Genomic DNA, 13182 nt, shown 5'->3' with positions numbered 1-13182 from the left:
GTCAATTCTCGATTGTCAATTGAATAATGCGTACATCCTTCTTAGGGCGGTCATATTCGTCGCGAGGTTGTCCGGCGATGGCATCGAGCACGTCGAATCCTTCAATGAGTTCGCCATATACGGTATAGTTGCCGTCCAGATGGTGGCAACCTCCTTCAGTGGTGTAGGCCTTCCGTTGCTCTTTGGTGAACAGCAGGTGCCCGGGTGTGGCACGTACCATTGAATCTACTTGGGCGTTGATCTTGCGCAGACGTTTCTGGTATTCGCGTTTATTGCTGGCTTTCTGCATGCGCAGTTCGGCGCGGACGGGATAGAAGAACTTCTGCATGGCCTTCTCCTTGATATCCTGGTTAGCGATCATTTCCAGCGTGTCCAGTTCACCATTAGTGTAGACTTTTCCTTGTACGATATAGAATTGCGACATATCCGATTTCTTTTGCGGGTTGATGTCGTCGTTCTGGCGGGGAGCAGCCAACGCACCCCGTTTGTTGAAATGGTGAGGCCGCATCTCCGGCATGATCTCCGAATTTCGGTCTCCGAAACCGCAACGAGCACCAGCGGGAGCATTGCGTGAATCGGGAGCGCCGCCCTGTATCATAAATTCCGGGAGTACGCGAGTGAATAGCGTTCCGTCGTATTCGCCTCGTTTGGCGCGTTCGATAAAGGTACGGACGTGGTTGGGAACATCGTCATACAGTTTCGCTTTCAGGATTCCAGCACTTGTGTTGATGGTGACTATTTTTGCTGGAGTCTGTTCTGATGCGGAGGTTACGGTGTCCGCATCGCTCTGTCCGAAGATAGGAGAGAGGTAGGTCAGCAAGCCTAATAAGATATAATAGCTCTTTTTCATCTTTTAAAATATTTGGTGGGTAAAGATAGTATATATGTTGTTAAACACAAAGTAAATGGCTACCTTTGCAGCCTTTAAGGCAAATTTAAGATTATAACTACACGTATTATTATGAATTGGATTAATGATTTGTTATGGGGCGAGGGCATCGGCCACTCCATACTTCTGCTTTCCTTTGTGATCGCTGCGGGCATACAATTAGGTAAGATCAAAGTCTTCGGCGTATCTTTGGGAATTACTCTTGTGTTGTTTGTGGGGATCATTTTAGGGCATTTCGGTTTTACGATCAACCACAATGTGATTCACTTTTTTAAAGAGTTCGGATTGATACTTTTTGTCTACTCTGTAGGTATGCAGGTCGGGCCGGGTTTCTTCTCTTCTTTCAAGCAGGGAGGAGTTACGCTGAATATGCTGGCGTGCGGTATTGTGTTTTTAGGAGTCTTGACGGCTGTCATTCTGCACTATGTGACTGGTATCCCGATGCCTACGATGGTTGGTATCTTGTCGGGGGCGGTAACGAATACACCTGGATTGGGTGCTGCCCAGCAGGCATTTTCCGATATGCACGGAGTGTCTGACAATACGATTGCTTTGGGATATGCTGTCGCTTATCCGTTGGGTGTGATCGGTATTATCCTGTCTATTATCCTGATTAAGTATATTTTTCGTGTAAGTTTCGATAAGGAGAACGAGCAGTTGAACAGTGAGGATTCTTCGCATATCAATGGCGCCAAGCCGATCTCGTTGCTCGTGAAGAATCCGGCTATCTTCGACAAGACGATCGCAGAATTGTCGAACCTGCTGGAACATCGTGATTTTGTTATTTCCCGTGTCTGGCGTGACAGCAACAAGCAGATCGAAATTGCTTCCGCCAATACCATTTTAAGGGAAAACGACAAGGTTTTTGTCATCACGACCGAGGCGGATGCCGAGACGATCAAGACTTTTGTCGGAGAAGAGATCGATATGGAACGTAAACAGTGGATCCGTATGGAGAGCCAGTTTATCAACCGCCGTATCCTGATTACGAAACCGGAACTGAACGGTAAGCGTCTAGGCCAATTGAAACTGCGTAAATTATATGGTATCAATATCACCCGTATCAATCGTGCCGGTGTCGATCTGGTTGCCAAACCGGAATTGACGTTGCAGGTTGGCGACCGTGTGAATGTAGTCGGTACCGAAACAGCGGTTTCCAATGTGGAAAAGGTTTTGGGTAATTCGATGAAGCGCCTGAACGAACCGAATTTGATCACGATCTTTGTCGGTATTGCGTTAGGTATCGTGCTGGGTAGTATTCCAATTACCTTCCCTGGTATTCCGCAGCCGGTCAAGTTAGGTCTGGCGGGCGGTCCGTTGGTTGTGGCTATTTTGATCAGCCGCTTCGGTTACCATTATAAATTGATTACTTACACGACACAGAGTGCGAACTTGATGTTACGTGAGATCGGTATTACACTTTTCCTTGCTTGCGTAGGTATCAGTGCAGGTGATGGTTTTGTCGATACGATTGTGAATAATGGCGGTTTTGCCTGGATCGGCTACGGTTTCATTATTACGTTTGTGCCGTTGATGATCATCGGTTGTATTGGCCGTTATTTCTGCAAAGTCAATTACTTTACGCTTATGGGGCTTATTGCCGGTAGTACGACCGACCCGCCTGCATTGGCTTATTCGAATGCGACAGCCGGAAACGACGCTCCATCGGTAGGGTATGCAACTGTCTATCCGTTGACTATGTTCCTTCGGGTATTGACAGCGCAGCTGTTGATTCTGTTCTTCGCATAACTGTATAATTATTGTCGTAGAAGAGGGGCAAAAAGACGACCGTCTTCATCACTGTGACGACCGACTTTATTTCCATGAAGTCAATGTTCGTTTCCTATGAACATTGACTTCATCGCGATGAGGACGGTCATTACGACGATGAAGACGGTCGTTTTTTTATAGCAATATGACTTCTGCTTTTATATTATAGAAATCGGGATTACTTTTTTGTCTGTTCTGTTGCTGTCGGTATTTGCCGCGTGCTGTCCGGTGTGGCCGGGCGTAGAGGAATTAAAGGGTATTTTTTCCGGCGACGGAAAATGTCGGAGAAGCGGGTAAAGTCTTTCTTGTACATGATGCCTACTCCCTGTGTTGTCAGGGCTTGTTTAAGGATCATGTACATATCGTTGGCATGGTTGTAGGCTTTTAGGCGGATATCACCGCTGGGTGTCAGCAGATATTCGAGGTCGAACTCACCGATGAAAGCATTCTTCTGGTTGTTTACGATGCTGTTCTTATATCCGAAGTTTCCGTTGAATATGAGGCGATTGTTCAGCAATTGGCTGGACAGCAGCATTTCTACTTCTGTATCTTCGATACCGTCCTGGCTGGTTCGGATATTTGTACCGAGTTGCACTTTGTCGGTGAAGCTGTTCATGATACTGGATATCTGGGAGGAAAGGGCGGATGAGGCCACTGCGCTGAAATCGTTCGATTTATATTGTGCATTGTATTCCGGTGTATAGAATTTGTTCAGAACCAGCAGATAGATGATTTGCCGGGTCATCATGTCTTCTGTATCGACCAAACTTTTGACCTGCCGTTGGAGTTCTTCGTTGGAGCTCGGCAGTTCGAGGTCGAACGAAATAGTTGGGTTCCGCAGCACACCGTCTAATTTCAATACGCAGTTGACCGGCGTATTGCGTCGGGAACTTTCGTACGTCAGACTGGGGTCCAAATCCTGTATGTTGGCTGTCACGTTATAGATGGCATTTACATTCATCGTTGCCTCGAAAGGATCTCCCCGAAAGTTGATAATACTGCCATCCCGTATCTTAAAGTTTTTATGGATGAGTTGTTGCAGGCTGAAATTATAGTTTCCTTGCACGATCCCGATGTTTCCATACATACGCAAGTCGGTTTTCGTCCCGTATTGTATCTGAAGGCTTCCGTTACAGTTCCCAGTTATTTTATCTCCTGCGACCGGATCCATGATCAGTTCGATGTCGGCATCTGGTGTGATGTCGAGAAGGAAGTTCATGCGCAATTCCGCCCCTTCATCTTCGTTTTTGAAAATAAGAGGTTTAATGGAATCGACCGGTTGTGTAAGTGCCATTTCCCGTAATTCCTTTTTATTCACGAAGGTGATGAAATCATATTCTGCCGCAGAAGAGTTGTTCATGAAGTCGAGTTTGACGGATGTTTTGGGATCACTTCGCATATTGATGTCGAAGTTGATCAATTGTCCATTCCCTTTTATGGAGGCTGTTCCGGTTCCGAAGACGGTTCCGAAGATCAGCGGATTTTGCTTTTGAGGTGCATCGAATACCAACATATTGTTTGTTTGGACTCCTACATCGAAGCTGACATCCTTGAAATGTTTGTGATTGACGGTCAGGTTTACTTTTGCCGAGTTGCCGAACTTGTCATGCACTGTTACGTTGCGTCCGATGATGGCTCCCGGAGTCAGGTGGATGGAGTCGGAAAACGTGTAGTAGGTGTTCAGATATTCGATACCCAGGCCACCATCGAGAACAAAGGCATCTCCCTCTACATTCAGCTCCTTGAATGGACCATGCAGGTGGACATTGCCGAATCCTCGTCCTTTCATGTTCTTGGCGATATTCTCGACGAAAGGCCGCAGGAAAGCGACGTCCAGGTCATTCGCCCCGAAGAAGAGGGAAAGGCCTGCGTTTTTGCCGACCGGATAGATATAGCCACTGACATCGGTCCAGGTCGTATCGTTCTTGTAGATGCTGCCTAGCATCAGAATGCCCTTTTGCTGGTCATCCCATTCGCTGAAAAGGTTGAGGCGTCCTAAGGGTACTTGGTTGAACGAAAAGTCTTGTACTTCGAGGTCGGTGTTCAGCATCCGGCTGCCGTAGAGGTCGGTGATGTTGAAGGTTCCGGTAGCCTTTCCGGCAAACTGGAGCACCGGGATGTTCAGGATGTCGAAGATGTAGCTCAGTTCGACTTGTTTCAGGTCCAGCAACAGTGTGTCGGCCGGATCTTTCGAAACCGTTCCTTCCATGTGGAGATATTCGGTGCCGTTGGAGACGGAAAAGTCTTGTATCCCGATCTTGCCGTCTGCAATGGTGATGGTGGACGGGGCGATGTGCCAGGTGGAATCGTTCAGGATCAGCGGACTTTCGTTCAGCGAGATTTCTGTGCGTAGTTTGGTTGGCCCTTTTTCCTGTTCTTCCTCGATGAAGAGCGTGGAGGCGGAAAGGTCTGCTTTAAATAGTCGTTCTTTGTTGTTTGCCCAGCTGATCTGCGTCTTTATCTGGTTGTCTTTTGCATCTACTTTCAGATCCATGTAGTTGCGTAATCCTTTGGCATTGTAATTGGTTGCCTTGAGTTTCAAGTTTACCTTGTCTTCGGGATTGTCACAGGTCAGATAGCCGGATTCGAACATAGACTTACCGATGTTGAATTTAGGTAGGTAGGCCTCGAAACGGAAGCGGTTGTACTGGTTGTTATAATGCCCTGTGATACGTCCCTGGTTCAGCATCGTAAAAGGGAGTTTCAGAGTGTTGGATATGACTTCTGTGTTTTCGATCGTCAGCAAGAGAGAAAAGTTGTTTTCCATCACTTTCTGTTTCTTTTGCGTGACGTTGATCAGAGCTGGAACATACCCTTTTAATGTCTGCATAAGGCTGGGAACGATTGTTGTGAAGGAGTAAGCCCCCGTTACTTCGCCATTCAGAACGTCGGAGGTGATGGTCAGATGGCGGTTCAGCGAATGGCCTGTAGCCTCCACCTTGAGCTTTTTCAGGAAAAAGGTGTCCGGCTTGGTTTTGAAAGAGAGGCTGTCAAGCGTAATGCTTCCTTCCAGATTGTCGATGTTGTTGCCTGTGAAATCAGCATTCAGCGAGCAGGAGATGTCCGGTGCTTCGTATTTATTCGTCAGATGGAGACTGTCCGGACGGAAATGTTCCAGACGTGAAGTGAAGTTGAACATGGAATTCTTGCCTTCATGCAGGAACAACCCTTCAGCATACAGTTTGCCGTTCGGATCGTCGATGTCCAGCACTCCGTTGAATCCGTTTTTCTTGAAGTTACCTGATAGGAGTATGTTTTCGTATTTATAGCCTTTGTATTCGAACTCATCTATATTAGCCTTGATATTACCCGAAAACGATCCTCCTACAGGACGGTGCGTGTCCAGTGTAACGGCTAATTTGGCTGTTCCATACGGATTGCCGTCTGGAAAAAGTTCGTCCAGTTGCAGGGTGGAGGTCGAAAGGTGCCCTTTCAGGTAGGCGGCGATATTCTTCTCCTTGTCATTCCCGAATATCAGGTCGGTCTGGACGGAACCGATCGCCGACGAGAACTTGCCGAAAGCGACCAGGTTGTCGAAGAAACCGGATATTTCGCCAGTAAAATTGATCGTGCCTAATTTGACGATCGCATCCGGCAGTTTGACCGGACGCTGGTTGAAGTTGTTAGCCAGGCCCGAAATTCCTTCGGTCGTGATATACATCTTATTGACTTGCCCGAAGATATAGGCGTCTTCCGGATGTGTGATCCCTTTCATCTCCATCTTGCCGACGAAAAGCATCTTGTCGCTGTATTTCAGTGTCAGCCGTTTCAGGTCGATATTGTTTATGTAGCCTGATGCCTCGGCCGAAAGTTCGATAGTTTCCGAGAAGTTACGGAATGCCGGGACGAAGGTGGAGAGGTCTTTCAGGCAAATTTGCGAAGGTGCGATATTTAGTTCGATGGGCGAACGGTCCAGCCAATCGGATGCACTGGTAGCTTCCCTAGTATGGATATGGGCGCGGTCTATATTGAGGTCCGTGTCAGGCAGCTTGATTTCAAAGTTGTTAATGATCGCGCTGTCCTTGTTGGCCACTATGTTGAGTGACAATTTGTTCAACGAAAAGCCCGAAGCCTCGTCGAAACTCATCTTCTTGATGTTGGCATTGAGGCTGTCCTTGTTGAATGCCTTCATCGAAATTTTAGCACTCATATTGCGGATGTCGATATGCTTGGCGTTGAACTTTCCGGGGGTGACGGCTGCATTCTTCACATCGTAACGGAAATTACCGCGGCGTATCAGGATCGAGTTGAAACGCAGGTCGATATTGGATTGTTTTTTCACCGTATCTTTGCTGGCGAAAGCATCGATAACGAATTGCAGGTTCAACTTGTCTGCCGGCGTTTCCTTGTTCAGGTTGACGGAGAAACCGAACAGGCGGACTGTCGAGAACACAATCTTTCCATTCAGCAAAGGTAGGATTTCGAAACCGGCCGACACATGGTTGGCATCGAACAGTACGGCTCCGCTTTTATCTTCGAGATACAGATTTTCCAGCACCAGGCGGTTGAACCACTCGATGTCTACATTCCCGATCCGTACGGGCACACCTAAACGTTCGGATAATTCTGTCGTTGCCGTATTTGCCACTTTTTGTTGCACATAGGGAATGCGCAACAAGATGGCTGGAGTTGCGTAGAATATCCAGAACAGGGTGAGCAGGGTGATGATTATGTATTTAAGTCCTTTGATATCTTTACTATATTTAAGCACAAAACTACAACAATATCCCGATAGATTTCGTTAATTTGCACAAAAATTAAAACGAAGATATGAGTGTGACAATATTAGGAATCGAATCGTCGTGCGACGATACTTCCTCTTCTGTAATACGCGACGGCGTGATGCTGTCGAATGTAATTGCCAGTCAGGCTGTTCACGAAGCCTATGGCGGTGTTGTTCCCGAACTGGCTTCCCGCGCACATCAACAGAACATTATCCCAGTGGTTGCCGAAGCGATCAAGCGTGCCGGTATCGATAAATCCGAATTAAGTGCCGTTGCTTTCACCCGTGGGCCGGGTTTGATGGGATCATTGCTGGTTGGGACTTCCTTTGCCAAAGGCTTGGCTGTCTCGTTGGATATTCCGATGATCGAGATCAACCACTTGCAGGCACACGTGCTGGCTCATTTTATCAAGGAGACGCCGGAAGATGATCATGCTCCTTCGTTCCCGTTCCTTTGCCTGTTGGTTTCGGGTGGAAATTCGCAGATTATCAAGGTGAATGCTTACAACGATATGGAAGTGATCGGGCAGACGATCGACGATGCTGCCGGTGAAGCGTTTGACAAATGTGCAAAGGTGATGGGGTTAGGTTACCCCGGTGGTCCCGTCGTGAACCGCCTTGCTAACGAAGGAAATCCGAAGGCTTTTACATTCAGTAAGCCGCATATCCCCGGTTATGACTATAGTTTCAGCGGATTGAAAACCTCTTTCCTTTATACCTTGCGTGACAAACTACAGGAAGATCCCGATTTTATCGAAAAAAACAAGCAGGACCTTTGTGCCTCTTTGCAAGCGACGGTGATCGATATCCTGATGAACAAATTGCGTCGGGCAGCGAAAGATCTGAACATTAAGGAGGTGGCTGTTGCCGGTGGCGTATCGGCCAATTCCGGCCTTCGGGATGCTTTCCTCGACCATGCGAAACGTTTTGGTTGGAAGGTGCATATCCCGAAGTTCTCTTTTACGACGGACAATGCAGCGATGGTTGCCATAACGGGGTATTATAAATATCTCGACAAGGAGTTCTGTCCGATGGATGCCGCTCCCTTTGCAAGGGTAGAGGCGAAGTTGAAGTAATGTAAATTTTATTCCATGCCTATGGAGCAAAAGTTTCATGCCTATGAAACTAAATTTTCATGCGCATGGAACAAAGGTTTCCTGCCGAGGAAACTGTTTGTATGACGTGAGGAAAAATAGAGAAGGTAAGAATGGCTATAGAAAAAGAAATAGGCGAGTGTCTCCGTGCCCGTCACCTGACGATGGGGACGGCTGAAAGTTGTACCGGCGGATATATCGCACATCTGATAACACGTGTGGCCGGCAGTTCCGATTACTTTTGCGGGGGAGTCGTTTCCTACAGCAATGAAGTGAAGCATCATGTTTTAGGCGTTTCGGAAGAGAGCTTGGCACAATACGGAGCAGTCAGCCGTCCGGTTGTCGAGCAGATGGCGTTGGGAGCGATCCGCGTGTTAGGTTGCGACTGTGCCGTTGCCACTTCCGGCATTGCTGGCCCCAGTGGAGGTTCACCCGAAAAACCTGTCGGAACCGTCTGGATTGCTGCCGCCTTGAAAGACAAAGTTGTATCCGAATGTTATCATTTCGGGACGGAGCGTGAAGAGAATATCTGGTTGGCGGCGAGAAGGGCGTTGAGGATGCTGCAGCAGTTGTTATAAATATTTTCCATTATTGATCCTTAGAAATAAAACATCCCGTATAAAACACCCGGCCATTCTCCCGTGTCGTTTGGTTGGAAACCTCGAATTGCGGAAAGGCCTGTTCCAGTCGTAGTGCCAGCGTGTCGCCTAAAAATGTATATAAACTGTCGGCGGCCGAATTATAAGGGAGGCTACCGAAATAACAAAGATGATTTTTGTTCATGAAAAGGTCGGCGCCTACCCATTCTTTCCGGATACGCCATTCGGCCGAATCGGGGAGGGAGATGTAGAGGTCGAGGCTGTCCGATTGTACCATCAGGTTCAACGGAGCGTTCCGATCGAATGAATGGCGCAGGCGATCTTGGTCGGGAAACAGGTAGCTTTGCCGGTTTCGTTGGATTTGGGCTACTTCTTCGAGCAACTTCTTGCTGTAACTTGCCACCCATATGCCTTCGTGCTGGTAATAACCGAAAAAACGGTTTCCGGCGTCCGGGTAATAGGTAAAAGTGATGCCGTTCCTTTTCTGCTTTTGTGGGGCGAATGAGCCGAAAGACTTTTGCAATGTATTTTTCTCTATCCGACCTGCGAGGCTGTTTCCCGCCTGTGCGTAAAAGACGACTCCCTGGGGATGGAAAGAGAGAAGCAGCCACGGAAGATCGCGGTTGTTTTGGATGATGGAAAGATAGATATCCGGGACCTTTGAGGCGAAAGCATCCCGTTCCGAATTCCGGGATAAGATATATTTTGTGAAAGCGGCAGGGCGATTTACACTCAGGATCGCATCCGATGCCGGGGCGACTAAGGTATATAGATCAGTCCGCACCGTCTCTTTCTCTTTTTGCATTTTGCTTAAAAAGAACCAGACTGCCACCAGCGTAGCGAGAGCAGCTATAACGAATGTCACTATTTCCCGCTTGTCAGCTTTCATTGTGCGTTATGTTTTCTTGGGACTCAGGAAATATTTACACCAAGGTTTGAGCCCGCATTCTTCACATTTGGGCTTGCGTGCAATGCAGGTGTAACGTCCATGTAGGATCAGCCAGTGATGGGCGATCGGGATTTGTTCCTCCGGGATGTGCTTCACCAGCTCCTTTTCTGTTTCCAACGGAGTTTTACTGTTGTTTGTCAGGCCGATACGGTTGGCTACGCGAAACACATGTGTGTCGACAGCCATTGCTGGCTTGTTGTAGACGACTGAGGCAATGACATTGGCCGTCTTGCGGCCTACGCCAGGCAACTTTTGCAACTCGTCGATATCGGATGGTACGACACCGCCGAAATCGGACATCAGCATCTTTGCCATGCCGACTAAATGTTTCGATTTATTGTTGGGATAAGAGATGCTCCGGATATATTCGAAGATCACTTCCGGGGTGGAAGCGGCCATAACTTCGGGAGTCGGAAAATCCCGGAAGAGGGCGGGAGTGATCATATTCACCCGTTTGTCTGTACATTGGGCGGACAGGATCACGGCGATAAGCAACTGATACGGGTTGTCGTAATGCAATTCCGTTTCAGCGACCGGCACATTTTCGTTGAACCAGTTCAAGACTCCTTTATATCGTTCCTCTTTACGCATATCTTATTTTATTAGTGACATGAAATTTTTACCAAGAAGCAGTCCGGAGAATACGGCTAACAATCCTAATACATTGCTGGCGAGCAGATTCAAAAGTGCCAACTTATATTCGCCTGTTTTCATCAGCGACATCGTATCCAGTGCAAACGAAGAGAATGTGGTAAATCCGCCGAACAGTCCGGTGAAGAGGAATACTCTTGCGCCCGCAGATAGATTACAAGTTTCGGCTATACTCCAGCAGAAGCCGATCAGAAAAGAGCCGATCACATTGACCGAAAGTATCCCGAAAGGGAAGGAGTGTAGCATCGAACGCTGTATCCACGTGGAAACTCCATAGCGGAATACCGTGCCGATTGCCCCTCCTGTTATAAGTAGTAAAACCTTTATCATACCATTTACGTTTTTAGTGTGTTTTTCCCCGGGCTGGTTAAGGACCCGGGGAAGATGGTAAATGATTTAGGTTCTCAACTTAATTGGCTGACTCAAACTGTCTCAGGAAACGGACATCGTTTTCGGAGAACATGCGTAAGTCTTTTACTTGGTATTTCAGGTTTGTTATACGCTCGATACCCATTCCTAAAGCATAACCGGAATATACTTTGCTGTCGATACCGCAGTTTTCAAGTACATTCGGATCTACCATACCGCAACCGAGGATTTCTACCCAACCGGTTCCTTTACAGAACGGGCAACCTTTTCCCCCGCAGATATTACAAGAAATATCCATTTCGGCAGAAGGTTCGGTGAACGGGAAATAAGACGGGCGCAAGCGGATTTTCGTATCTGCGCTGAACATTTCTTTGGCGAAGAACAGTAATGCCTGTTTCAGGTCGGCGAAAGAAACGTTTTTGTCCACATACAAGGCTTCTACCTGATGGAAGAAACAGTGTGCGCGATAGGAAATCGCTTCGTTACGATATACACGTCCCGGACAGATGATACGGATAGGAGGCTCTTGGTTCTCCATGACACGTGTCTGTACGGAAGAAGTATGTGTGCGAAGCAATACATCCGGATTATGTTGAATAAAAAAAGTATCCTGCATGTCGCGGGCAGGGTGGTCTTCTGCAAAATTCAGAGAAGAGAACACATGCCAGTCGTCTTCGATTTCCGGTCCTTCAGCAATGCTGAATCCTAAACGTCCGAAAATGTCGCAGATTTCTTTCTTTACGAGTGAAAGCGGATGGCGGGTACCTAATTCGATAGGATAGGCTGTACGGGTGAGGTCGATGTCATCGTTCGTCGTCTGTACATTCTCGAAGCTGGCTTTCAGCTCGTTTATTCTATTTTGGGTTGCCTCTTTCAGTTTGTTGAGGTGCTGGCCGACTTCACGCTTCTGATCTGCCGCTACATTGCGGAAATCGTTCATCAGCAAGGATATTTCACCCTTTTTGCTGAGGTATTTAATGCGTAATACTTCCAGTTCTTCAGCGTTTGCCGCTTTCAGGTTCTCTATTTCCTTAAGCAGAGCGTTAATCTTATTGATCATTTCTAATCATTTTTATTTTCAACGTGCAAATTTACTCCTTTCTTTGAATACTGCAACCGATTACGGCGGGTTTTTTTGAAAAAAGAGAGGCAACTATCCGCTTTTTATCAGAAATTATAAGCTACGCCGATACCTAAAACCTCTTTGAACTGAACTTTAGCACCGTGTTTTTCGCCTTCATCATTAAAGGTTTTCACGTCGTTGTCGTATTTGAGCGTGGTGTTGAGCGTAGCACTGAGGTATTTGTTAATTTTCATGTTGATCAGGACATCCCAGTTCACGTCTACATTGCCGAACTGTTTGTCATAGGGGGTGAAAAAGTCTACGCTTGTGATCAGATTCACGTTCTCCATGATCTTTTGCTCTGCTTTTGCCTTGATATAAGCTCCGATCTCCGCCCTGAAACGGTCGCCGGGATCGACACCGAACGCTCCTTCTTTGGATAGATAGTCATCTTCCACAAATGTTAGTTTTCCAGCGATTGGGGAGAGGTAGAGGGAATAATTGCTTTTTGGACGGAAATCCATACCTAAAGAAATATTGGAATAGGCGGGAGCAAAGAATTTGGAGATATAATGCGATTTATCCGGATAATTATAACCTTTATAGAACTGGGTGTTGAGGTCGGCCATCGCCGTGTAATACCATTTTTCGCTTGCCTGGTAGCCTAACTGGGTGGAGAAAGCGATCTTGTCGGATGTTTTCTGTACGCCCTGTGATTTTGTCTTCGTCAATCCGTAGTCCAGTCCGAGATTGCTGATCCATAGCCAATTCCCGCTTTTATGCGTAAGCGAACCGTTCAGATAGGCATTTCCGGCAAAAGAGTTTTCACCACCGGCCGACCAGTTGCTGACGGCTGTTTGTGACATATTTATACCAGTGATACCTTTCAATACCCATTTTCCCTCTTCATAACCTTTATCATCTGTTTGGCTATAGCCGGCAAGGCTTCCCATTGCGAGCGCTACTGTTAAAAATATACGTTTCATTTCAATTCTGTGTTTTTTTAAGTTGTAATTAATTAAAGACGTCTTTCAATAAAAAAACAGGTAGCGCTACGTTTTGTTTAGATTGACAA

General features: G+C 47.0%; 10 protein-coding genes. 3 read left to right on the top strand and 7 right to left on the bottom strand.

The features are described from left to right. Position 1 precedes the first annotated feature (1 nt). Positions 2 to 850, bottom strand: a complete 849-nt coding sequence (locus tag NQ564_RS08615) for a peptidylprolyl isomerase (RefSeq protein WP_008150171.1) — start codon at positions 848 to 850, stop codon at positions 2 to 4. A 111-nt stretch (positions 851 to 961) separates the two neighbouring features. On the opposite strand from NQ564_RS08615, the gene NQ564_RS08610 reads away from it, so the two are divergent. Next, entirely contained in the window at positions 962 to 2638 is a 1677-nt protein-coding gene (locus tag NQ564_RS08610; RefSeq protein ID WP_008150169.1) for a putative transporter, read from the top strand. A 199-nt stretch (positions 2639 to 2837) separates the two neighbouring features. On the opposite strand, the gene NQ564_RS08605 is transcribed toward NQ564_RS08610, so the two are convergent. Continuing rightward, positions 2838 to 7319, bottom strand: coding sequence for a translocation/assembly module TamB domain-containing protein (locus NQ564_RS08605; protein ID WP_129650387.1), 4482 nt, complete (start codon positions 7317 to 7319; stop codon positions 2838 to 2840). Between the two features lie 110 nt (positions 7320 to 7429). Between NQ564_RS08605 and tsaD the strand changes: the two genes are divergently transcribed. Together tsaD and NQ564_RS08595 are read left to right on the top strand one after the other, a co-directional pair. Continuing rightward, positions 7430 to 8458 (top strand): tRNA (adenosine(37)-N6)-threonylcarbamoyltransferase complex transferase subunit TsaD, encoded by a 1029-nt coding sequence (gene tsaD / locus NQ564_RS08600; RefSeq protein ID WP_039848223.1) that lies wholly within the window; start codon positions 7430 to 7432, stop codon positions 8456 to 8458. A gap of 131 nt (positions 8459 to 8589) precedes the next feature. Continuing rightward, positions 8590 to 9054: a CinA family protein gene (locus NQ564_RS08595; RefSeq protein WP_008150159.1), complete on the top strand. Its 465-nt coding sequence runs from the start codon at positions 8590 to 8592 to the stop codon at positions 9052 to 9054. Positions 9055 to 9064: 10 nt separating this feature from the next. Here NQ564_RS08595 and NQ564_RS08590 read toward each other — a convergent pair whose 3' ends face one another. The 5 genes from NQ564_RS08590 to NQ564_RS08570 form a co-directional block, all read right to left on the bottom strand. Further along, positions 9065 to 9964 carry a hypothetical protein gene (locus NQ564_RS08590; protein WP_008150157.1) on the bottom strand — a complete coding sequence of 300 codons (900 nt, stop codon included), beginning with the start codon at positions 9962 to 9964 and terminating at the stop codon, positions 9065 to 9067. 6 nt (positions 9965 to 9970) lie between these two features. Beyond that, positions 9971 to 10615, bottom strand: a complete 645-nt coding sequence (gene nth, locus NQ564_RS08585) for an endonuclease III (protein ID WP_008150154.1) — start codon at positions 10613 to 10615, stop codon at positions 9971 to 9973. A gap of 3 nt (positions 10616 to 10618) precedes the next feature. Beyond that, positions 10619 to 11005, bottom strand: coding sequence for a fluoride efflux transporter CrcB (gene crcB, locus NQ564_RS08580; protein ID WP_008150153.1), 387 nt, complete (start codon positions 11003 to 11005; stop codon positions 10619 to 10621). 79 nt (positions 11006 to 11084) lie between these two features. Next, the gene (gene pheS / locus NQ564_RS08575) at positions 11085 to 12104 is read right to left on the bottom strand and encodes a phenylalanine--tRNA ligase subunit alpha (protein WP_008150151.1); all 1020 of its coding nucleotides are present in this window, start codon (positions 12102 to 12104) and stop codon (positions 11085 to 11087) included. 107 nt (positions 12105 to 12211) lie between these two features. Further along, on the bottom strand, positions 12212 to 13093 hold the full coding sequence (locus tag NQ564_RS08570) for a DUF3078 domain-containing protein (RefSeq protein ID WP_008150149.1): 882 nt from the start codon (positions 13091 to 13093) through the stop codon (positions 12212 to 12214). Between the last annotated feature and the right edge of the window lie 89 nt (positions 13094 to 13182).

The sequence above is a fragment of the Parabacteroides johnsonii DSM 18315 genome, assembly GCF_025151045.1.
Classification (GTDB): domain Bacteria; phylum Bacteroidota; class Bacteroidia; order Bacteroidales; family Tannerellaceae; genus Parabacteroides; species Parabacteroides johnsonii.
This window is presented reverse-complemented; position numbering and strand designations above follow the sequence as displayed.

What these genes read in the sequence shown, in the direction of transcription:
- nth (WP_008150154.1), bottom strand. Translation starts at nt 10,615, where the DNA reads ATGCGTAAAGAGGAACGATATAAAGGAGTCTTGAACTGGTTCAACGAA.
- NQ564_RS08570 (WP_008150149.1), bottom strand. Translation starts at nt 13,093, where the DNA reads ATGAAACGTATATTTTTAACAGTAGCGCTCGCAATGGGAAGCCTTGCC.
- crcB (WP_008150153.1), bottom strand. Translation starts at nt 11,005, where the DNA reads ATGATAAAGGTTTTACTACTTATAACAGGAGGGGCAATCGGCACGGTA.
- NQ564_RS08610 (WP_008150169.1), top strand. Translation starts at nt 962, where the DNA reads ATGAATTGGATTAATGATTTGTTATGGGGCGAGGGCATCGGCCACTCC.
- tsaD (WP_039848223.1), top strand. Translation starts at nt 7,430, where the DNA reads ATGAGTGTGACAATATTAGGAATCGAATCGTCGTGCGACGATACTTCC.
- NQ564_RS08590 (WP_008150157.1), bottom strand. Translation starts at nt 9,964, where the DNA reads ATGAAAGCTGACAAGCGGGAAATAGTGACATTCGTTATAGCTGCTCTC.
- pheS (WP_008150151.1), bottom strand. Translation starts at nt 12,104, where the DNA reads ATGATCAATAAGATTAACGCTCTGCTTAAGGAAATAGAGAACCTGAAA.
- NQ564_RS08595 (WP_008150159.1), top strand. Translation starts at nt 8,590, where the DNA reads ATGGCTATAGAAAAAGAAATAGGCGAGTGTCTCCGTGCCCGTCACCTG.
- NQ564_RS08615 (WP_008150171.1), bottom strand. Translation starts at nt 850, where the DNA reads ATGAAAAAGAGCTATTATATCTTATTAGGCTTGCTGACCTACCTCTCT.